The 22100-nt window shown below is 64.8% G+C and carries 17 protein-coding genes, 1 pseudogene and 1 riboswitch; of the genes and pseudogenes, 4 read left to right on the plus strand and 14 right to left on the minus strand.

The annotated features are described in order from the left end of the window. Positions 1–508, minus strand: a pseudogene (locus tag A9W95_RS08780) (acyl-CoA dehydrogenase); the annotation flags it as partial. Next, positions 486–1889, minus strand: coding sequence for a class I adenylate-forming enzyme family protein (locus A9W95_RS08785; RefSeq protein WP_067410916.1), 1404 nt, complete (start codon positions 1887–1889; stop codon positions 486–488). The pseudogene A9W95_RS08780 and the gene A9W95_RS08785, both read right to left, overlap by 23 nt. Before the next feature lie 110 nt (positions 1890–1999). On the opposite strand from A9W95_RS08785, the gene A9W95_RS08790 reads away from it, so the two are divergent. Together A9W95_RS08790 and A9W95_RS08795 are read left to right on the plus strand one after the other, a co-directional pair. Continuing rightward, complete coding sequence (locus A9W95_RS08790; protein ID WP_067410918.1) at positions 2000–2281, plus strand: 2Fe-2S iron-sulfur cluster binding domain-containing protein; 282 nt, start codon at positions 2000–2002, stop codon at positions 2279–2281. Between the two features lie 20 nt (positions 2282–2301). Then, positions 2302–2622: a DUF4286 family protein gene (locus A9W95_RS08795; protein WP_067410921.1), complete on the plus strand. Its 321-nt coding sequence runs from the start codon at positions 2302–2304 to the stop codon at positions 2620–2622. A gap of 1 nt (position 2623) precedes the next feature. Here the strand turns inward: A9W95_RS08795 and A9W95_RS08800 are convergent, their stop codons facing one another. The 8 genes from A9W95_RS08800 to A9W95_RS08835 all read right to left on the minus strand — a co-directional run bounded on the left by A9W95_RS08800 (position 2624) and on the right by A9W95_RS08835 (position 9833). Beyond that, the gene (locus tag A9W95_RS08800) at positions 2624–3658 is read right to left on the minus strand and encodes a CaiB/BaiF CoA-transferase family protein (protein WP_082982973.1); all 1035 of its coding nucleotides are present in this window, start codon (positions 3656–3658) and stop codon (positions 2624–2626) included. Beyond that, complete coding sequence (locus A9W95_RS08805; protein WP_067410923.1) at positions 3655–4611, minus strand: TIGR03564 family F420-dependent LLM class oxidoreductase; 957 nt, start codon at positions 4609–4611, stop codon at positions 3655–3657. The genes A9W95_RS08800 and A9W95_RS08805 overlap by 4 nt, the downstream gene beginning before the upstream one ends. Continuing rightward, positions 4596–5021: a cobalamin B12-binding domain-containing protein gene (locus A9W95_RS08810; protein ID WP_067410926.1), complete on the minus strand. Its 426-nt coding sequence runs from the start codon at positions 5019–5021 to the stop codon at positions 4596–4598. The genes A9W95_RS08805 and A9W95_RS08810 overlap by 16 nt, the downstream gene beginning before the upstream one ends. Further along, positions 5022–6599 carry a methylmalonyl-CoA mutase family protein gene (locus A9W95_RS08815; RefSeq protein WP_067410929.1) on the minus strand — a complete coding sequence of 526 codons (1578 nt, stop codon included), beginning with the start codon at positions 6597–6599 and terminating at the stop codon, positions 5022–5024. It lies immediately after the preceding gene. A gap of 84 nt (positions 6600–6683) precedes the next feature. Next, positions 6684–7496, minus strand: a complete 813-nt coding sequence (locus A9W95_RS08820; RefSeq protein ID WP_067410932.1) for a class I SAM-dependent methyltransferase — start codon at positions 7494–7496, stop codon at positions 6684–6686. A gap of 58 nt (positions 7497–7554) precedes the next feature. Beyond that, positions 7555–8229 (minus strand): M15 family metallopeptidase, encoded by a 675-nt coding sequence (locus A9W95_RS08825; protein WP_371328042.1) that lies wholly within the window; start codon positions 8227–8229, stop codon positions 7555–7557. A gap of 69 nt (positions 8230–8298) precedes the next feature. Beyond that, complete coding sequence (locus A9W95_RS08830) at positions 8299–9159, minus strand: DMT family transporter (RefSeq protein WP_172826586.1); 861 nt, start codon at positions 9157–9159, stop codon at positions 8299–8301. A gap of 29 nt (positions 9160–9188) precedes the next feature. Beyond that, entirely contained in the window at positions 9189–9833 is a 645-nt protein-coding gene (locus A9W95_RS08835; protein WP_067410935.1) for a sensor domain-containing protein, read from the minus strand. A gap of 96 nt (positions 9834–9929) precedes the next feature. On the opposite strand from A9W95_RS08835, the gene A9W95_RS08840 reads away from it, so the two are divergent. Both A9W95_RS08840 and A9W95_RS28295 read left to right on the plus strand, forming a co-directional pair. Then, positions 9930–11612: a PE-PPE domain-containing protein gene (locus A9W95_RS08840; RefSeq protein WP_067410937.1), complete on the plus strand. Its 1683-nt coding sequence runs from the start codon at positions 9930–9932 to the stop codon at positions 11610–11612. Between the two features lie 50 nt (positions 11613–11662). Next, a riboswitch (cobalamin riboswitch) is annotated at positions 11663–11880 on the plus strand. A gap of 252 nt (positions 11881–12132) precedes the next feature. Continuing rightward, a complete protein-coding gene (locus A9W95_RS28295; protein ID WP_067410940.1) occupies positions 12133–13419 on the plus strand; it encodes a PPE family protein in 1287 nt (428 codons plus the stop codon). Positions 13420–13433: 14 nt separating this feature from the next. Here A9W95_RS28295 and A9W95_RS08850 read toward each other — a convergent pair whose 3' ends face one another. The 4 genes from A9W95_RS08850 to A9W95_RS08865 all read right to left on the minus strand — a co-directional run bounded on the left by A9W95_RS08850 (position 13434) and on the right by A9W95_RS08865 (position 21935). Beyond that, positions 13434–14294 (minus strand): ABC transporter permease, encoded by an 861-nt coding sequence (locus A9W95_RS08850; RefSeq protein ID WP_067410943.1) that lies wholly within the window; start codon positions 14292–14294, stop codon positions 13434–13436. Continuing rightward, positions 14291–15142, minus strand: a complete 852-nt coding sequence (locus A9W95_RS08855; protein WP_082982975.1) for an ABC transporter ATP-binding protein — start codon at positions 15140–15142, stop codon at positions 14291–14293. Before A9W95_RS08855 ends, A9W95_RS08850 begins: the two co-directional genes overlap by 4 nt. A gap of 1 nt (position 15143) precedes the next feature. Continuing rightward, the gene (locus A9W95_RS08860) at positions 15144–20663 is read right to left on the minus strand and encodes a type I polyketide synthase (RefSeq protein WP_067410945.1); all 5520 of its coding nucleotides are present in this window, start codon (positions 20661–20663) and stop codon (positions 15144–15146) included. An 84-nt stretch (positions 20664–20747) separates the two neighbouring features. Continuing rightward, complete coding sequence (locus tag A9W95_RS08865; RefSeq protein ID WP_253851596.1) at positions 20748–21935, minus strand: NAD(P)/FAD-dependent oxidoreductase; 1188 nt, start codon at positions 21933–21935, stop codon at positions 20748–20750. Positions 21936–22100: the final 165 nt, after the last annotated feature.

Consider the following 22100-nt stretch of genomic DNA (forward strand, 5'->3'; position numbering starts at 1 on the left):
TGGCGACCAGCGCCAGCGCGTGCCAGCGCAGCGCCACCTCGGGCGACAGCTCCCCGACCGGGACCGGCGTGCCGACCACCCGGTCAGTGACCCGGGTCAGGTCGGCACCGCCGGAGCCGGATTCCACGTCAGCGCAAAGGACCGTCGTTCCAGAGAGGGCGAGAGCGCGTCCGCATCCGCGGGTGTCGACGGCCAGGTCACCATCGGCGACGGTCGCGCCGTGAGCGTCGACGTCGACATGACGCGCCAACTCGTCGGCCAGCACCGGGCCGAGGAAGGGTGTGTCGACCAGGCGGCGACCGAATTCCTCGGCGACAATGGCCACTTCGACACCGGATGCGCCGTCAGACCGCAGCGCTCGCCAGCCCGTAGCTTGGATCTGCTTGTCCAGGCGTCCAATTCGGCTCTGGTCCGACAGATCTTGCACCGCCGCCGGCCCGAGATCGTCGGCCAATTTGGCGGCGGCGTCACGCAGCTGCTGCTGCTCAGTGGTTAGACGGACATCCATACAACTCCTTGAGCACTCGGCGCAGTACCTTGCCCGACGGCAGGCGAGGAATGTCGGGCACGAAGACCACCCGGCTGACGCGTTTGTAAGACGCCAACCTGGCGTCCACCCGCGCAACCAGCTCGGCGGCTTCGACCGATGCCTGCGTGGCCACCGCGGCCACCACGGCTTCCCCGTTGGCGGCGTCGGGAACACCGAACACCGCACAATCCCGCACGGCGGGGTGACCGTGCAGGACGGTCTCGATTTCGGCCGGTGCCACCTGGAAGCCACGCACCTTGATCATTTCCTTGAGCCGGTCGGTGATGCGAAGCCAGCCGTTGCGGTCCAGCCAGCCGACGTCGCCGGTGCGATACCAGCCTTGTTCGATCACGTCCGCGGTCGCCTCCGATGGAAGGTAACCGGCCATCAGCGCCGCCGAGCGAGCCTGTATCTCGCCGACTTCGCCGGCGGTTACCGGCCGACCGTCGTCCAGCGAGACGATGCGCAATTGCACTCCGGGCACCGCCGGGCCCACGGCATCTAGCCGGGCACCGATCAAGGGGTTGCACGCAATCACGGGCAACTCCGTGGTCCCGTAGGCCGGAACCCAGCCCACGCCGGTACGCCGGGTCACCGTCTCGGCGATGCTGGCAGTGACCGGCGTGGCACCCCACATGATGAAGCGCAGCGAAGTCAGGTCGTACGACTCCAGGTCCGGGTGGGTGGCGATGCCCAAAGCGATGGGCGCCACGGCCATTTCCACTGTGATGCGGTCGCTTTCGATGTGGTGCAACATTCGGCCGATGTCGAACCGTGCGTGCAACCGCAGCCAGGCCCGGGAGCGCAGGGCAGTGAGAATGTTGAGCAATCCGAGGATGTGCGAGGGCGGGGTAGCCACCTGAATGCGGTCCCGGGTGGTGAGTTGCAGCGCATTCCGCCACTGCCGCACGGCGACGTCCAGCGAGGCGTGGGTGTGGCGGACTGCCTTCGACAGACCCGTGGTGCCCGAACTGAACACCAGCAGCGCGTCGTCGTGCGGTGCGGGCGGATCCGCGGTGGTGTGCACCGGCGTAATGGGTTCGTCGAGGTGCAGCATCGGCATCGCCGCGGCCAGGACCGGATGGTCGCCGACTGCGTGAGTGGGCTGGGTCAGCGCCAGCGCGTGGTCCACCTCGTGGGCTTTCCAGGCAGGGCTGAGCAATACGGCGGCGGCGCCGAGCCGCCAGATTGCCAGCAGCGCGGCGACGAACTCCGGTCGATTGGAGGACATCATCGCAATCCGTTGTCCCGCGGTGGCACCCCGGCGCGACAACGATGCGGCCAGCCCAGCGGCCAGCGCGTCGAGTTCAGGCAGGCTGTATTGCCGTTCTTCGAACGCGAGCGCGGCCGGCTCGGTCACGTCCCGTTCCTCTCCGAGCTGGGGTTCCTGAGAAGATCCTATCGTGTAGTGAGAATAGTATTCTCTATACTGAAGAACGCAAGTACGGTAGCTGATCCGAGAGGGCGGTCATGACGGATGGCGGCATGGTGACGATTCACCTCGACCGCAAGAAAGTCTCGGTGCCGCTGGTACCCGGCGAGACGCTCCTGGAAAGCGCGCGCCGGGCTGGTTTGGATCCGCCGTTCAACTGCGAGGCCGGCAACTGCGGAACGTGCATGGCGCGGCTCACCGAAGGCACCGCCACCATGCGGGTCAACGACGCGCTCGACGATGACGAAGTGGCCGAAGGCTACATTCTGACGTGCCAAGGCGTACCCGATCAGGTGCCGATCACCGTGCGCTACGAATAAGACGACGAGAGGCGGCGAGCATGGCCAAAGGGATCATTTACGTCGAGACTTTTCCCAGCTCGCCGGACCGCGACGAGGAGTACAACGCCTGGTATAACGACGTACACCTGAAGGAGCTGGTCGCGCTCGACGGCATCGTGTCGGCTCGGCGCCTGCGTCCGGTGGACGGCGAGGGGCCGTATGTCGCCCTCTATGAGATCGAGGCTGACGACCTGCAATCGGTGCTGCAGAACATGCTCGACAATGCCGGACAGCTACACATGTCCGACGCCTTGCAATTCGATCCCCCGCCGGTGATGCGTCTGCTCGAGGTCACCACGGAGTACCACCCGGGCGGCTAGCTCACGCTGAGTTCAGGGGCGGCGGGGGCCGATACTCGGGCTGGTAGTCGGAGATATGGATCGGACTTCCGATCAGACGTAAATCCCCGGCCGGCACAACGACTTCCGGTGTGGCGCGCAACGCCTCGGGCAGCGTGCGCACCGCCGCGGCCGGCACGCCGAGCGGACGCAGTCGATGTTCCCAGCTTGCGGCGGTGTCCGTCGCCAGCATGGCTGTCACCACACCGAGCACTTCGTCGCGCCGCGCTACTCGTTCGGCCATGGTCTCGAAGCCGCCGATCCCCGCTTCGCCGGCGAATGACTTCCAGAAGCCGTCATGGGTGATGAACAACGCCAGGTAGCCGTCGGCAGTCGGAAAGAGTTGTGCCGGAACGTAGTAAGAATGCGCACCGAACGGCCGCCGCTGCGGCTCGACCCCGTCGTTGAGGTAAGCCGCTGCGTGGTAGTTGAGTTGGGACAGCATCACATCGCGCAGCGACACGTCGACCTGCCCACCGCTGCCCGAGACGATCTTTGCCAGAAGACCCAGCGCGGCGCACATGCCGGTGGAATTGTCCGCCGACGAATACCCCGGGAGAGTCGGCGGTCCGTCCGGTTCGCCGGTCAGCGCAGCGACGCCGAACGCCGCCTGGATAACGTAGTCGAACGCCGGGTCGTCGCCGGCATACAGACCGTAGCCGGTGATCGCCACACAGACGATCCGCTCGTTGTACTGCCGCAACGTCTCGTACGACAGCCCGAGTCGGTGGATGGCCGACGGTTTCAAATTCACCAGCAGGGCATGTGATTGCCCGGCGAGGTCATGCAAAGCATCCTGTCCCGCCGGCGAATTCAAGTCCAAGGCAACGCTGGACTTGTTCCGGTTGAGACTTCCGAAGTAACTCGTTCCGACTCCGCGGGAGATTTCGCCGCCCAGCGGTTCGATCTTGATCACCTCGGCGCCCAAGTCGGCGAGCAGCATGGTGGCATACGGTCCGGCCAGCATGGTGCCCACCTCGAGAATGCGGATGCCGGCCAGCGGACCGGTGGCGGTCACCGCAACTCCGTCGCCAGCGCGGCGATCATTTCGCGGGTACGACGCTTGGAGGCGATCAATTCGTCGCGGCTCTCGCCGATGGGCAGTAGCCGTACCGACAGGTCGGTCAAGCCAGCGTCGGCGAAGCGGCGGAAGCGGGTCAAGATGGCGTTCTCGTCGCCGGCCGCGCAGATGTCACCGACGTCCTTGGCGTCGCCGTAGCCCAGCAAACGCTGGTAATTCGGGGAGACCTCCGCCTCGCCGAGAATGCGGTTGGCGCGCTCCCGCGCGGCGTCAACTTCTTTTGCGGCGCAGAGACATACCGGTATGCCGGCCACGATGCGTGGCGCGGGCCGACCGACATTGTCGGCGGCCTTGGTGATGCGCGGGACGACGTGCTCGGCCACCGCGCGTTCGTCGGCCATCCACAGCACAGTGCCGTCGGCCCGCTCTCCGGCGATGGCCAACATGACCGGCCCGAGCGCCGCGACCAGCACCGGCAGCGGCGCGACCGGCGCCAAGTCCAGTGGGTTGTGCACTCGGAAGCTCTCGTTTTCGACGTCGACCGGTCCGGGATTGGCGAAAGCGGCGGCCAGCACCTCGAGGTAGTCCCGGGTGTAAGCGGCGGGCCGCTCGTAGGGAATGCCGAGCATGTCATCGACGATCCAGTGGTGGGATGGCCCGACCCCCAGGACCAGCCGACCGGCGGTGGCGGCGTGGGCGGATAAAGCCTGACGCGCCAGCGCGATCGGGTGCTGAGCCTGCAGTGGCACCACCGCAGTGCCCAGTTCTATTCGGCTCGTTCGCGTTGCCATCAGGGCCACGGCGAGCATTGCGTCGAAGTCATTGGGGATCTGTGGGATCCAGGCGGTATCGAGCCCGGCGGTCTCCGCCCAGTCAATGTCGGCGAGCATGCGACTGACTTTGCGCGCGGAGTCACCGCGTTCCGGACCGATCATCACTCCGAGGCGCATGGCTTCTCCTCGCTTGGTTGCGCGCTACCGGTAAGTGCGCGAATGTCTCGCACCAGGGTGTCCAGTGATGTGCCAGTGGGAAAAACGGCTGCGGCACCGGCGTCCAGCAGCTTGGGCACGTCGGCATGCGGAATCGTTCCGCCGACGACGACGGCGATGTCGGCGGCATCAGCCGCCCGCAAGGCCTCGATGGTGCGTACGGTCAGCGCCAGGTGTGCACCGGACAGGATGCTCAAGCCGACAACGGCCACGTCCTCTTGCACGGCGATCGAAGCGATGTCCTCGATGCGTTGGCGGATGCCGGTGTAGATGACCTCGAAGCCGGCGTCGCGCAAGGTGCGGGCCACGATCTTGGCGCCGCGGTCATGCCCGTCGAGACCAGGTTTCGCGATCAGGACGCGGGCCGCCATTCAGAACACCACCGGCTGCACGAACTCACCCCAGACCGCCTTGAGGGCGGAAACCATCTCACCGACCGTGCAGTAGGCGTTGGCGCAGTCGATCAGCTTGTGCATGAGGTTGTCGGTGCCTTCGGCCGCGCGCGACAGCTGGGCGAGGCTGGATTGCACTGCGGCGCCGTCTCTTTCGACTTTGACCTTAGCCAGTCGCTTGAGCTGCAGGTCGCGGCCCTCGGCATCGAGTTCATAGGTGACGATGTCGGGCTCGGGTTCCTCGGAGACGAACCGGTTGACCCCGACCACCGGACGGGTGCCGCCCTCGATCTCCTGGTGGATTCGATACGCCTCGTCGGCGATCAGCCCTTGCAGGTAACCGTCTTCGATTGCGCTGACCATGCCGCCGTGCCGCTCGAGGTCGGCCATGATCTCGATGATGCGGGCTTCGGTGGCGTCGGTGAGCGCTTCGACGAAATAGGAGCCGCCGAGCGGGTCGGCCACGTTGGCCACGCCGGTCTCGTAGGCCAGGATCTGTTGGGTGCGCAGCGCCAGGGTGGTCGACTCTTCGGTGGGCAGCGCGAAGGGCTCATCCCAGGCGGCGGTGAACATCGACTGGACGCCCCCCAACACCGCCGCCATCGCCTCGTAGGCGACCCGCACAACGTTGTTGTGCGCTTGGGGGGCATACAGCGACGCACCGCCGCACACGCACCCGAAGCGGAACATCGACGCCTTGTCTTTCTTGGACCCGTAACGTTCCCGCACGATCGTCGCCCAACGCCGCCGTCCCGCACGATATTTGGCGACTTCCTCGAAAAAGTCACCGTGGGTGTAGAAGAAGAACGAGATCTGCGGCGCGAATTCGTCGATGCTCATTCGTCCGCGTTCGACGACGGTGTCGCAGTAGGTGACGCCGTCGGCCAAAGTGAACGCCATCTCCTGCACTGCGGTCGCTCCGGCATCGCGAAAGTGTGCCCCCGCCACCGAAATAGCGTTGAACCTGGGGACTTCGGCTGCGCAGAATTCGATGGTGTCGGCGATCAGTCGCAGTGAGGGTTCCGGCGGCCAGATCCAGGTGCCGCGCGAGGCGTACTCCTTGAGAATGTCATTCTGGATGGTGCCGGTGAGCTTGGCCCGGGGGATGCCTTTGCGCTCGGCCGCCGCGACGTAGAAGGCCAGCAGGATCGCCGCGGTGCCGTTGATTGTCATGCTCGTGCTGATCTTGTCCAACGGGATGCCGTCGAACAGGATCTCGGCGTCGGCCAACGTGTCTACGGCCACCCCGACCCGGCCCACCTCTTCACCGAAGTCCGGGTCGTCGGAATCGTAGCCACATTGGGTAGGCAGGTCGAGCGCGACCGAAAGGCCGGTTCCCCCTTGGTCCAACAGGTAGCGATAGCGCCGGTTGGACTCTTCGGCGGTCCCGAATCCGGAATATTGCCGGAACGTCCACAACTTGCCGCGGTAGCCGGACGCGAAGTTGCCCCGGGTGAAGGGGAACTGCCCAGGCGGGGGCGGTTCCGCGCTTCGGTCTTCCGGCCCGTATACCGGCGCGAGCGGAATGCCGGATGGGGTCTGGGCTGCGTTATCCATCAGTGCATAACGTACTTGCAAAAAAAGAGAATGCCAATACCGTACGCTGAGCTGGTCAAATAGCCAAAACGGGCGCGTATCAGGCTATGCCCGGCAGATGATTTCTCCGTGTGGCACGGCCAGCCAGCCGTCGGGATCGCCGGCCCAGTCTTGCCACGCCGTGGCGATGTCCTCGAGATCCGCGTTGGTCGCCAGGCCGGACTCGATCAACTGTCGGGACACGTCGGAGTGCACGATGCGATCGGCCCACATCCCGCCCCACCATTGGCGCTCCTGCGCCGTTGCGAAGCACCAGAGACTGCCGGTCGATGTGACGTCGCCGAAACCGGCGGCACGGGCCCACGACAGCAATCGCCGTCCCGCGTCTGGTTCGCCGCCGTTGGCACGGGCCGCCTGTTGGTAGAGGTCGCGCCAGCGGTCCAGCGCCGGGAGTTCCGGGAACCAGATGAAGCCCGCGTAGTCGGCGTCGCGCGCCGCGACCACCCCACCGGGCGCGCAGACCCGCCTCATCTCGCGGAGTGCCCGAACGGGGTCGGCGACGTGCTGCAGCACTTGATGGGCGTGGACGACGTCGAACGTGTCGTCGGGAAACGCTAAGGAGTGCGCGTCGGCGGTCACGAACACGATGTTGGACGCCTGACGCCGCTGCGCCTCCTCCCGCGCCACTGCGAGGGCATCGCCGGTTCGCTCGACGGCCGTCACGGTTCCCGGCGCGACGCGAGCCGCGAGATCGACGGTGATAGTGCCGGGGCCACAACCGATGTCGAGCAACGACAAGCCCGGCTGCAGATGTGGCAACAGATAGGCCGCGGAATTTTCCGCGGTGCGTTGCCGATGGCTGCGCAACACCGACTCGTGGTGTCCGTGCGTATAGACGGCGCAATGTTCAGTACTCACGGCGCGTCATTCTATCGTCGTAATCCATATCGCGAGATGTATGTCTCACACTATGAGATTAATTTACGGGCACGTTGAGGATGACGCGGTCTACCGCGGCGCCGGGACCGTCGAAGTGCCACCACTCCCCCGAGTAGACCGAGAGCCCGCCGTACTTCATGGCATCCCGCAACCTGGCTCGGTTGGCCTGCGCCTCCGGACTGACATTTTGGGTGGCGAAAGCGGTTGCGCGCGGCGAGAAGTCGTCGAAGTCGGTGCCCATGTCGGCCAGGCACAGGCCGAGGACGTGGCGCTCGGTCGGACATTGTGGCAGCAGGCTGGTGAAGGTCACGTCCACCGAGCGCCCCGACTCGTGGCTGTGCGCGTATTGACCGGGACGGGCCACCCAGGCGGGATTGGGGACAATATTGAACATCTTGACCTGAACGTCGTGTGGGCGGTAGCAATCCCAGAACACCAGCACATGCCCCTGGGGTCGCAGTGCGGCCGCGGCCGCCGCCAGGCCAGGCGCCAGATCTTGGTGCACCAGGCAGCGGGCGTCGGCGGGATACAGCTGGGTGTGCGTGAAGTTGTTGGTGGTTGCGTACCGCAGATCGATGAGCGCGTCGGGGACCACGGTTCGGGCGTCGACGAATCCGGCTGCGCGCGCGGCGTCGCTCACCGGCGGAACATCGGGACTAGCGCCGGCGACGCCGCCACCGAAAGGCGCGAACAGGGCCACCGACAAAACGATCCGGTTCAACCAACGCACGTCTTGATTGTCGCTGCCGAACGCGCCGGAGCCGGGGAGCGGCGCGGGCGTTCAGGAATGTTCGACGCTGGGTTCAGGCGTCGGTGCTTCTCCGAATCGGGCGAGCACCAGCGTGCCCAGCACAGCGACGGTGAACCCGGCGGCGACCAGCCACCCCAAGCCCGGCCGCGTGAGGTCACCGAACCAGACCACTCCGATGAATGCCGGCGCGATGGTCTCACCGACGACCATCCCCGCGACCGCTGTGGTCACCGATCCGCGTTGTAAGGCCGATGTCAGCAACAGGAATCCGGCGGCTCCGCCGGCGGCGGCCGCGTACAGGGCTGGGTGCGTGTAAAAGGCGCCTTTGCGTGGATCGAACGATTCGATGAGTCGCACACCGATTTCGACCACACCGAAGCCACTGCCGGCGCACAGACCGAGGATGAGTGCCCGGGAACGGTCGCCGAGCCGGCCGGCGGCGGCGCCGATGAGGAAGATCGCCGCGTCGACGGCCAGCAGGCCCCACTTGAGTCCGTGCGGCCCATGCCGGGTGCCTTCGGGCCCGGCCGCGACGGCGAGCATGGTCAGGCCGAGGCATACCACGCCCACGGCCGTCCACTCCGCTGGTGACAGCCGTGCTGACAGCATCCACGCGGCGACGATTGCCGTGACCGCAATGGAGGCGGCTAGCGCCGCACCCACGACATAGATGGGCACCAACCGCAACGCCGCGACCTGCAGCGCGAACCCGACGCCGTCCAGCGCCAAGCCGACGATGTAACGCCATTGCCGCAACGCGCGCATCAACAACACCGCATCGACACCCGAGCCGCTCCCGGCCTCCACCGATCGGGTCGCCGCAGCCTGCAGCACTGACGCCGTTCCGTAACACACCGAGCAACCCAGAGCCAGAAGCAGACCGATCAGCACACAACGACCATACGGAGGCGACGGCAGGGTTACCGAACTCGATCGGCGGCGGTCTGCATGATGGTGACCGCAATCCGGTCTGCCGGTTCAATGCCAAGTACGCCCACCGATATCAACACCGAAGACTTCGCCCGATACAGGTGGCTCCAGCCGTCGTCGGTGATGCGCACGGTGGCAGCATCCGGCCGGTCGATCGTGAAGTCGTAGTTGGAGTCGTGCAGAGCGGTACACGCCTGTAGTGCGGAATCCAACTGCTGCAACGCGCCGCGCGCGGTTACGGCGTCCGGGTAGACCGCGACCGCCTGACTCACGGTCTGGATCATGGCGGGCCCGCCCGGTTTGAGGTCGTCGGTGATGCCGTGGTAACCGGCGCTGCGGAATTCCGACCACCCGGCACCGAACGTGAGATCGCTGATGCCTGCGGCCCGGCACGGACCCGGGGCGGTCAGGTCACCTGCAGGCGGATGACGCAGATCTGCGTGCGAATGTGCAGTCAGCCCCTCGTGGTTGGCGATGCGCCGGACCTCCTCGACGCTGACGATCAGCGCATCGGCACGTGACGCCGGAGCCGACTGCGCCGCCGTTCCCTGGTGTGAACACGACGTGCTGACACAACACACCACGAGAACCGAGCCCAAGGCCCGGGCGGCAACCGTGCGAATCGTCGCTGTCATCGTTGCTTCAGCAGCCTAGGGCCGCCGCGAAAAGGAAAACGCTGATCAGGCCGGGCACATAGCGTTCACATAGATTCGCTTGGTAAAGAGGGCCCCATGGGGGCGTATGTGCTCGCGCAGCCGCAGCTGATCGCGACCGTGGCAGACGATGTGGCGGCATTGGGAACGACGATCAACGAGGCCACGACGGCCGCGGCGGCCCGGACCACGGGTCTGGCGGCGGCGGCCGCGGACGAAGTGTCGGACGCCGTCGCGACTCTGTTCAACACGTACGCCCACGAGTGCCAGGCCGTCATCGGCCAGGCGGTGACGTTCCACAGCGACTTCGTCCAAGCCCTGACCGCGTCAGGCAACGCCTACGCCAACGCCGAAACCACGAGCGTCGGAGCGCTCACCGCACCGAGCTTCCTTTCCCCCATGTTGGCGAACACGGTCACCTTGGTGATGGACGGCAGCGGAACACCCATACCGCCGGCGGACTTCATCACCAACGTGGTCAGCAAGTATGTGCTGCCGCATTTTCCCGCCGGCCTGGTGCGCGGCTTGGCCTTGCCGGCCGGCGAATATCCCGATAGTGGCGTCAAAGACTTGCTGCAGAGTGTGTCCATCTCGCGTGGCGTGCAAATTCTGAACAGCGAGATCCAGCAGCAACTCGCCGCCGGAAACATCGTGAACGTGGTGGGTTACTCCCAGGGCGCGAACATCGCGTCGCTGGAGATGCAGTTGCTGGACCCGACCGGAACGCCGAGCAACTTGCCGATCAACTTTGTGTTGCTTGGTAATTCGATGACTCCTAACGGCGGCTGGGACGCCCGCTTCCCAGGCCTGAGCCTGCCGACGCTGGGCTTCTCGACGCTGGGCGCGGCACCCAGCAACAGCTTTCCCACGTTTTCTTACGCTTTGGAATACGACGGCTGGGCGGACTTCCCGCGCTACCCCGTCAACATCGTTTCCGATCTCAACGCGCTGGCGGGCATGGTCACGGTCCACACCGGCTACGCCAGTCTGACCCCCGCAGAGATCGCTTCGGCCATCCAACTGCCGACGCAGGGGCCGAATATGACCACTTACTACATGATTCCGACGGAGAACCTACCGCTGCTGGATCCGGTGCGGGCCATCCCCTTCGTGGGAGCCCCGACAGCCGACTTCCTCAACCCGATCCTGAAACCGATTGTCAACTGGGGTTACGGAGACCCCAACTACGGGTGGTCCACCGGGCCGGCCAATGTGCCTACCCCCTTCGGGTTCTTGCCGCCGCTCAGTGACACCGCTGCCCTCGGGCCCGCCCTGGTTGGAGGATTACAGCAAGGCATATCGGCTGCAGCCAGCGACTTGCTCGCGGTGGGGCCGCCGACATCGCCGTCGTTCCAGGACATTTCGGGCGCTTTGGCGTCGTTGACCTCTGGAACCGGCGGCCTGGCCCTGCCGACCGGTCTGCCGTCCCTCACCGATATTCTGACCGGCTTGCAGTCGGCGAACACCCAGATCGTCGGCACGGCCACCACAGATTTTTCGACGGCCTACGCGACGTTGTTGCCGACCGCGGATATCGCGACCGCCCTCGCGGTCTCCTTGCCGTCTTACGACGTCAATCTTTTCCTGAGCGGCATAAGCCAGATGGTGAACGGTCAGCCGATTGAGGGGCTGATCAACGCGTTCGGACTTCCGATAGCTGCCAACGTCGGCCTGGTGCCGCTCACGGCCGGCTTGGAACTGACCGTTCTCGGCGAGGCGGTTGACTCGATTCTGACCGGCGCCATGTATCCGAGTCCTTGACCCGCCTGACGACGAGGTAATGTCCGCGGCGCAGCTGGTTTGCCGATGACCCTGAGTCACCGGCATCGAGCGGCGGACGCTCGTAAGGGTTCGCCGTAAGAGGGAACCTGGTGTGAATCCAGGACTGTCCCGCAGCGGTATGCAGGAACGACCGCCGTCATAAGCACTGGTCCGCGGCAATGTCAGGACTGGGAAGCGACGGCCACTAGGAGCACCGTTTGGTGCGTGCCTGCAAGTCCGAAGACCTGCCAGATGTGCCGGGCGCGCCGCGTCCGGCGTGCGCGTCGCCTCGTGGATTGGGGCGGATGGCCGTTGGCAGCACAGCTGTGTTGTCGATCTGTCCTGCACTGGTCGGCGCCGGCGGTTCAACGTCTTTCGGGTGACGAGCATCCCGTCGTATCGAAGGACGTCTGATGACACTCTCGCCGTTTCGCACGACTAGTTTCTCCAGCCCTCGGTATCCGAGCCGCCAGCCGTACCCCGTCAACAGCGTCGCGACCCTTGGACGGAGTGGTTCGTGATGAACGCCTTGCCCGATTTCGGCCTGCTTCCACCGGAAGTCAATTCTGCGCGGATGTACTCCGGGGTGGGTTCGGCCCCGCTGGTGGCGGCCGCGGCGGCCTGGGAAACGTTGGCCACAGAGCTGCATTCGCTTGCACTTTCATACAGCTCGGTGATCTTCGAGCTGGCCGACCAGTGGCACGGTTCCTCCTCGGCGCAAATGGTCGCCGCCGCTGCACCGTATGCAGCCTGGATCGACACGACTGCGGCGCAAGCCGAGCAGGCCGCGGCCCAAGCCGGCGCCGCGGCAACGGCCTTTGCAGCGGCGTTCGCCGCGACCGTGCCACCGGCGGTCGTTGCGGCCAACCGCAGCCTGCTGATGTCGCTGATCGCCACGAACATCCTGGGGCAGAACACCCCCGCGATTGCCGCCGCGGAGCTTGAGTACGGCGAGATGTGGGAGCAGGACGCCGCCGCAATGTACGGGTACGCTGCCGATTCGGCGGCCGCCACGGCGTTGACGGCGTTTACCCCGCCGCCGCAGACGACGAATCCCGCAGGGCAGGTAATCGGCACCAGTAACGCCGAAGCTGCGACAACGACGCAGACGGCGCTGACGCAACTACTGTCTGCGGTGCCGAATGCGCTTCAAGGTCTCGCATCGCCTACGGCCAGCGCGTTGTCGCCGGCGCCGGGATCGATGGAATGGGCAGGGTTGGCCGGAGTGGATTTCACCAGCCCCGCGGGCATGCTCAATTTCCTTGCCGGAGCCGATGGCTCGGCTATGGGCGCTTTTCTCAACGACAATTTGTTGAACACCATTTTTTCGTCGGGGTTTTACATGCCGGGGAATTTCCTGGGCACTATGACCGATCTGGCCGGGATGGCGACCGCCGGGGCGGCAGCGGACGTCGGCGCGGATGCGGCGGCAGAAGCGGGGTCGGTTGGGGGCGGGCTTATCTCGGCCGTGAGTCCGTCGGCCGCGCCGAGTTCGGGCGGAGCGCTATCCGCGGGCTTGTCTCAGGCGTCCTCAGTCGGAGGGCTGTCGGTGCCCTACGCATGGACGACCGCCGCCCCGGAGATCAGGTTTGCCGCCGCGGCGTTGCCGAGCGGTGGCCTGGGCGCCGTTCCCGCCGTCGCCGCAGGCGCCGACGCGAGCGTGCTTAGTCAAGCGGCTCTGGCGGGTATGGCAGGACGCGCTATGAGCGGTACGAGTATGGCGGGAACTTCCATGGGTATCAGTGCGGCAAAGAACCGACCGCTGCCCATCGTCATAGTGAAACCGCCTCAGTCAGGCGTCGACTGAGGCGGTCAGCACGGTCAGTCTTGGTCCGACCACCGGAACACTGCCCGACAGGCGATCAGTCCGCCGATGCACCACGCGGTGAGCACGAAGAAGATGCGCCAGTGTTCCCAACTGCCGGCCGGTTCGAAGGCGGCCATATTCGGTGGCAACAGGACTGAGCGGAAACCCTGAGCCATCCACTTGACGGGGAAGACGGATCCGACCGTCAACATCCACGTCGGTAGCGCGCTGATGGGAACGTATGTGCCGGAGAGGAATTGCAATCCGATAGCGGGAGCATTGGTTATCGCCGCGGCCGACACCGCATTGCTTGCGAAATTGCTGATGAAGATGCCCAGTAGCGAGCAACTGACGACGCCGAGCACGAACACCCAGGTAAAGGTGAACCATCCGAATACGCTGGCGGGCAAGCGCAGTTTGAAGACGAACACTCCAACTGCCAGCAGCACCACAGCCTCTGCGAAGCTGGCGATGGCAACCAGCGAGATCTTCCCGATGAAGTAGGACGACGCGGTGGTCGGTGTCCCCCGAAACCGCCGCAAGGCGCCGGTGTCACGGTCATAGGCAATGCTGATGCCGAGGTTGATGAATGACGTCGAGAGGATGCCGTAAGCCAGGATGCTGGCCGAGAGAACCGCGCCGATGCTGGTTTCGCTATGCGGCAGTTTCGTTGAGAAGATGGAACCCAGCAGAATGCTGATCACTGCCGGCATGGAGAACGTCAGAGCCAACTGCTCGGGCCGGCGCACGAACATCTTTACTTCGGGGATGACACGCGACAATCCGATCCGCAGCGGGGAAGGTAGCGCTGGCTGCGACTCGGCGGCGCGGTGTCGCGGCGGCGAAGCGCTGTGGGTGTGCACACTGCCCGTCATGCCATGCCGATCAACTGCAGGTAAGCGTCTTCGAGGGTCGGGCGGGTGACGGTCAGCCCGGCCAGTTCCGTCCCGCTTCTCGAACGCCGCCGGATCAGTTCGGTTGGCTGGTCGGTGTGTTCCACGTGCACCTCGTCTCCCTCGATCCAACGGACCGTCGCGACGGAACTGACGTACTCCGTCAGCTTCGCCGGTGAGTCGACGGCCACTACCTTGCCGCCGGCGATTACCGCGACGCGGTCTGCCAGTGCGGCAGCTTCTTCGAGGTAGTGCGTGGTCAGCAGGATGGTCGTACCGTCAGCTGCCAACAGCTTGATCAAGTCCCAGAATTGCCGTCTGGCTTCGGGGTCGAATCCGGTCGTCGGTTCATCGAGAAATAGCAATTCGGGCATACCGATGATGCCCAGAGCGACATCGAGGCGCCGACGCTGCCCGCCCGACAGCGTCCGTACTCGCGCGCTTGCCGTCGCTCCGAGGCCGACCAGCTCGAGTACCTCCCCGGGAATCCGAGCTCTGCCATAACATTTCGCGAACATTCGCACCGTTTCGGACACGGTCAGCATCCCGGCGTCGCTGGCCTCTTGCAAGACGACACCGATCTTGGCCCGCCAACTTCGGCCGGCGGTTCCCGGATCCTCACCCAACACACGCACCTGCCCGGCGTCGCGTTTCCGGTGCCCCTCGAGGATTTCGATGGTGGTCGATTTGCCCGCTCCATTGGGGCCGAGGATTGCGAAGATCTCGCCATAACCAACGTCGAGGCTCAGATCCCGGACGGCGGGTAATCTCCCGTAGGTTTTCGACAGGCCACGGACTTGCACCGCACACGGCTGATTCGCAGGCTCCATGTCATCCGCCCGGTTGCTGCTGGGGAGGGTCTACCTCCAGTTCGGCCAAAAGGTCGCGCAACTCGGCCTCGGACAGTTGCTCGATGAGGCGATCAACGTCATCGTCACCCGAGGGTTCGGCGTGGCGTTCGCCGGCCGTAGTGGCGTCGGCCGGCTCGAGTTCGGCGAGTATCCGAATGGCCAGTGAGTTGACGCTGACGCCCCTGAGTAATTCCAGCACCGGCAGATCGATCGCGAAGCTTGCGTTCACTCGGGCCCGGAAATCCATTGCCATCATCGAGTCCAGGCCGATGTCGTCGAGGTTGTCGTCGCATGCGATGTCGCTTGGCGGCAAATCGAAGACGGTGGCAACGATCTGTCGAACGTGGTCGGTGATTACGGCGAGCCGGTCGGCTTCCGGGCACCTGAACAGCATGTCGAGGATCGACGAATCCGAATCCGATTGTGCGAGCGAAGATTCGGCCGAGCCGAGTTCGGAGAACATCGGAGGTAGGTGCCCGGCGAGCCCGACGCTGCGGGCCCGCCCCCAGTCGGCGCCGATGGCGATGACGTGCGGCGTCTTCTGATTGGTCAAGCGATCCAGGATCCGGGCGCCCGCGGCGGGCGTGATGAGCTCAATGCCCCGCTGGGCGTAGACCTTCTCGAGTTTGAGTTCTTCGACCATGCCGACCGACCATGGGCCCCATCCGATGGTGAGCGCCGGCAGTCCTTTGGCGTGCCGGTAGTGCGCGAAGGCGTCCAGGAAAGCGTTGGCCGCGGCGTAGTTTCCCTGGCCAGGGGAGGCGATGACGGATCCCGCGGACCCGAACATGACGAAGAATTCCAGGTCGTGTCCCTCAAAGATGTTGTGCAGCACCCGAGTGCCGGTGACCTTGGGTGCCATTACTTTGGTGAAGGCGCTCTCAGTCATGTTCACCAGCAGTTGGTCGTCGACAGACCCCGCGGCGTGGATGATTCCGCGAACCGGTCTGCCTCCCGCTCGGTAGTGTTTGTTCAACCACGTCTGCACCCGCGCGCTGTCGGTGATGTCGACGCTTTCGGTGTGAACTTGCGCCCCAAGGCGTTCGACCTTGCGGATCGTGTCGATGACTGCCTGGCGCGGGTCGTCAGAGCGCAGTTGCTCCCAGACGTGTCGCGGCGGAATCGCGGTCCGGCTCAACAGTGCGATGTGACGGGCTCCTTTTTCGGCAAGGTAGGTGGCTACCGAGCGGCCCAGAGCGCCCGCTCCACCGGTGACCACGTATGTCGCGTCCGGGCTGAGTTTGGTCGGGAAAGGTCTGGTCAAGTTCGTGCTGGGGCGAAGACGAGGGACGAAGGTGCACTCGCCGCGTAGGGCGATCTGGTCTTCCGACCCGTCGGTGAGGAGGTGCTCGCAGACACGCGCCGCCGTCTCGTGTGGGTCGTCGGCGTCGTCGATGTCGATGAGTCCGCCCCACTGGTTGACCAGCTCCTGGTGTCCGATCACCCGTCCCAGCCCCCACATCGCCGCTTGGTCTACGGCGAGTTCTTCAGTACCCAATACCGGTTGGGCGTTGGCGGTGACTACGTAAAGTCGGGGCGCAGCGGCGCCGGCCTGCGCCAGGGCCTGGACGAGGTGAAGCATCGGGAACACGCCGATGCGGTAATTCGTCTCGGTTTCGTCGGCGCAGATATCCAGTGGCCAGCAGTTGACCACGCCCGCCAGGGCGCCTTCTTCCAGGTGTGCTGCGAGCAACTGGTGGAACTGGTCGGGTTGGTGCGGGTCTACTACATACCCGCCCGCGGATTCGCCTAGGGCGCTGCCGGATTGGCGTGTGACGGTGCGGACACGCTGACCCCTGCGCCGCAGTTGTTCGGCAATTCTCGGCCCCACACCGGTGGCATCGATGAAGACCAACCAAGACAGACCTTCTGGTGACGCGCCAGCCCCTGCGCTGTCTTGTCCGATGTCACTGTTCGCCACCCAAGCGAGCTCGTAGAGATCTCTGTCAAGACGTTCCGGGGACAGGCGCGATGAGGCGGCAAGTGACCGCACGGTGAAACCGTTCAAGACGGCGAGCAGTTCGCCGTCCTCGCCGGTAATGGTGATGTCACTGTCGACCTCGTCGGCCCCGGCGGAGACGACACGCACGTGAGCGGTCATGTTTTTCTCGGGTGCACCGTAGATGGCGCTGCGCCGGATCCGGGTGGGAAGGTAAGGGCCCCCGATAGTGGGGTTGCCGAAAATCGATGCGCCAAGCAGTGTTTGGAGTGCGCCGTCGATGAGCGCTGGGTGGAATCGGTACTCTTCCAGTTCGTCAGTGACCTGTGCGGGCACCGCGATCTGAGCCGTCGCCCAGCCGTCTCCGGAGGTGATACCGGTGATGGTTTGAAAAGCGTCACCGTAGGTGAACCCGAGGGCCTGAGTGCGGGAGTAGAACTCGTCACCGTCCAGTGTGGTGGCGTGTTCTGCGACGGCTGGGGTGTCGGCAGCCGCCGGGCGCAGGGTGTTGAGCTCGGCGGTCGCAACGATCGTCCACTTGAGGTCTCCGCCCGCGGTTGCGGTGAAAGCCGCGAATTCTAGGGTCCCCGTGTCGGGATTGAGCGTGGTCCGCAGAATGGGGTCGCAGGTGTCGTCGAGGATAACCGCACGCCGCAGCTCCAGGTTGTCCACGCTGAAGTCCTTGCGCCCGTAAGCCTCGTTGGCCGCGGCCACCGCGATTTCGATGAACGCGGCACCGGGCAGCAAGACACTTCCCTGGACTTGGTGATCGGCGAGGAAGGGCACGGCAGTGGTGCTCAACTCCGCTTCCCAGGTCGGATGCACAGCACTCATCGGTTGTCCCAACAGCGGATGCACCGGCTGGTAGTGCAGGTCTTCGGCCGCCTCCTGAGGTTCGTTCCAGAAGCGCTTGTGCTGCCACGGGTATGACGGAAGCTTGACGAGCCGAGCGGCGTCCGCGGGATACAGTTTCTCCCACGCGACTGGGTGGCCGTGGCAATGCAGGGCGCCAACGCAATTCATCAGTGTCCGGCCGTCGTCTTCGTTGCGCCGCTGCGTCGCCACCACGACGGCGTCCACCTTTTGGTCGGCAGCGATCTCGACGATCGACGCTGCGAGCACCGGGTGCGGGCCCAGCTCGACGAACTGGGTGTAACCGTCGTCCAGCATCCTCCTCAGCGCGGGCTCGAACAGCACTGTCGCGCGCGTGTTCTGCCACCAATAGGCAGCGCCCGCGTCGTATTCGTCGAGTCGCTCACCGGTGACAGTGGAGTACAGCGGAAGCGTAGCGTCGCCGGCGGGGAGGTCTGCCAAGGCGTTGCACAGCTCGGCCTTGACCGCATCCATGTAGTGCGTGTGATACGGCACCTGCACGTTGAGGAATCGGGTGAAGATCCCGGCTTGATCCAGCTGGCCGGCGATGTCCTCGAGCAGGCCGCCGTCGCCGGCCAGGGTCACGGCCGACGGGCTGTTGATCGCGGCGATGGATACTCGCGGCCCGATGAGTTCCTGGTTTCGGATGGTTTGCCGCACCGATTCGGCGTTGCACCCCACAGCGAGCATGCGCCCCAGCCCGCTGGTGCGTTGTTGCAGGCGGCTGCGGTGGTAGATCACTCGAGTCGCTTGTTCGAAGGTGAGGACACCGGCGATATATTGGGCGGCCACCTCACCGGCGCTGTGTCCGATCACTGCGTCGGGTGTGACCCCGAACTGCTTGAGCTGCTCGGCAAGAGCTACTTGAATCGCGAAGTTAGCGGGCTGGGCTACCTCCGTTTCACCCATGCGGGAACGGTTCTCGTCGGTTCGCAGTTCGTCGAGCACCGACCAACCGGTGTAACGGGAGAGCTCGCGATCGGTTCGCCGCATGCTTTCGGTGAACGCGGGATACACGTCGAGCAGCCCGCGGCACATCTTCCACCACTGCGGGCCCATGCCCGTACAAACAAAGGCCAGCTTGGGCGGGGAAGGGTAGGCACGGCCCGCGGTGATGCGCTGATCACCGGCGGCCAGAGCGTGCAGTTGATCGCGCGCTTCGGCGACGCTGCCCACGGTGAGGGTGCGGCGAAAGGTCAGCTGGGAGCGGCGCTGACTGAGTGTGTAACCGAGATCCGATAGGGCGAGATCGGGGTGCGTGTCCAGGTGATCGGCCAACTGTCGAGCCGTCGCTACCACCGCTTCGTCGGTGCGGGCCGAAATCGGCAGCAGGACCACTGGCAGATGTCTGGGGCGGGGTGGTGCAGGAGTCGGCACCGGAGGCTCGGCGAGCACGACGTGGGCGTTGGTGCCGCCGAAGCCGAACGAGTTGACCCCCGCCAGGCGCCGGGTGGAGTCGGGAAATGCCCGAGCGGTGCGAGGTATGTCGATGTTCAGCTCGGAGAGCCGGACCCGGCTGTTGGGGTTGTGCAGATGCAAAGTCGCTGGAATGTGCCCGTGTTTGAGCACCATCGCCGCCTTGATCAGTCCCGCCACCCCCGCGCCCGCCTCGAGGTGGCCAATGTTGGTCTTGACCGATCCGATCAGCAGCGGATCACCAGCAGGCCGGTCGGTCGCCAGGGCCTTGGCCAAAGCGCGCATCTCTACCGGGTCACCCACCGGAGTTCCGGTCCCATGCGCCTCGACATATGCAATCTCGTTGGGGTGCACACCGGCTCGTCGCAGCGCCGTGGTGATCGCTGCTTGCTGGGCTTGCTCGCTGGGCACGGTGATGCTGTCGGTGTGGCCGTCTTGGGACACCGCCGTGCCGAGGATTTGGGCGTAGATGTCGTCGCCGTCGCGCAGCGCGTGCGCAAGGGGTTTGATGACCACGACCGCGCCACCTTCACCTCGCGCGTAACCGTCCGCGGACTCGTCGAAGGCCTTACAGCGCCCGTCGGGGCTGAGGAACCCGCTCTTGGATTCCGCGATGGCCGTATTGGGGCCGACCATGATGTTGACGCCGCCGGCCAGTGCCAATTGGCATTCTCCGCTCCAGATGCTCTGCGCGGCAAGGTGTACCGCGACCAGCGAGCTCGAGCAGGCCGTGTCGATGGCCATACTGGGACCGCGGAAGTCGAACGCGAACGAGATCCGGTTGGCCAGCATCGTCATCATCATTCCGGTAGCGGAATGGGTCTTGAATTGGTAGCGACTGGTGCGGCCCTGGTTCTGCAGCAGTTGGTAGTCGAGAGTGAAGCCGCCGACAAAGACACCGACCTCGGCTCCGGCCAGGCTTTCGGCAACGATTCCGCCGTCTTCAAGTGCTTCCCAGGTGGTCAACAGCAGCAGGCGCTGCTGGGGGTCAAGCAGATTCGCCTCGCGTGGGGAGACACCGAAGAACTGAGCGTCGAATTGGTCGATCTCGGAGAGGAACCCGCCCCGACGGGTGACCATCTTGCCGACCTTCGCGGGGTTGGCGTCGTAGAATTTCTCCGCATTCCAACGGTTCTCCGGCACCACCCGGGTGGCATCGGTCCCACTGCACAACAGGTTCCAGAAGCTTTCCGGGTCATTGGCATCACCCGGGAGGCGACATCCGATCCCGACGATCGCCAACGGCGTGCGATGGTGTTGTTCGGTCAGCATGTTCGTCCCTTTGCCTTCACAACCAGTCGAAGTCGCGCATCAGACCGCTCCGGTTGTGGTTGTGATGTAACGCTTTACAGTGCACTACCGCTGATCACCGACGGCCAGTGCGGGCGCGGTTCGAACAATCCAGTCTTGGCTGATTGGATTGTCCGCCTGTTGTTGCCGGTATGTCGATCGAAGCTGCCGGAGATAGGAGTCCGCTTGCCACGCTTGCACTTGCCGCACGACATGGTCATCGGCGAAGCTTCGCGACTTTTCGGTGCACAGCGTATCGACCAACTGGCCGGCCAACTGGTGCAGCAATCGGACATTCGCGTCGAACTGGGCGGTGAAGTTCGAGGCTCTCCCCATCATTGCGGTGTGCAGCGTCACCATGAAGTTAAGTGGCGTGTACAGGTCGACGAACTGCTCCGAAGGGTGCCCGCGCTCGACCGCTGCCCACTCCCCGAAGAACTTCTGCATACGGACACTCAGTTTGATGAGGCCGTCGAGGTGAGGAACGATCTCGGGATCGTCGGCGACGGTGACGAACCGGCCGTTGCTGTAGACGAAACCCGGGAATCCCCAATAGAACGCGATGTCCCAGATGACTTTCGCCGACATCACCGCTGGGGAGCCCATCAGCGCATATTGGTGGCAGTACACGGCTAGCCACATGTCGGTAAGGGACCGGAAAAGCGAGTCGTTGATCTCAGCGCGAGTGCCGACATCTTGACCGTCGAGGTCACGCGCGATCATGTCTGTGATGAGGCCGTTGCCGATCGCTATGAGATCCAGTCCAGACGAGTACAGCGGATCCAGGAATACCCCGGAATCCCCGGTGAGGCACCAACGTTGCCGGCCGTCGTAAACCTTTGTGGCGCTGTGGCTGTAATTCTTCATCACCCGGAAGTCTTTGATCAGGTGTTCGTGTTCGGCCAACGTCGCTGCGCACTGCGGCTCATGCTCGCGTAACCAGGACTGGGCTTTGGCGAGAGTGTTGAAGCGGTCGAACGAGTGGAACGCCGGGTCGGCCACGATGCCGACGCTGGTCGATCCCGAAGCAAGCCGGATCAACCACACCCAATAGCCCTCGCCCATCAGGTGGTTGGTGGACATTGCTCGGTCGCCTTCGACGATGCGGCCCCGCCAATCCGGGTCCTCACTCCATCGTTTGATGTCGAGTTCAGCCGCGACGCGCAGCCACACAGCGTTGCAGTTGTGTTCGTTGGTGCGCTTGAGGTTCAGTTGTCGGGCCAGCGCCCGGTTACGTCCCGAGGCATCGACCACCCATCTGGTCGTGCACTGCGTGACTGTGTCACCGTCTTGCAGGGTGATTGTGTGTGCGCCGCCTCCGGTACCGATTCCGACGAATCGCACTCGGCAGCTCCCGATTCATCCCGCAGGTCACCTACCAGATCGACCGTGGTCGACTGGAGAACGAACTCACTCGCC

Source organism: Mycobacterium sp. 1423905.2, assembly GCF_001673155.1.
GTDB lineage: Bacteria > Actinomycetota > Actinomycetes > Mycobacteriales > Mycobacteriaceae > Mycobacterium.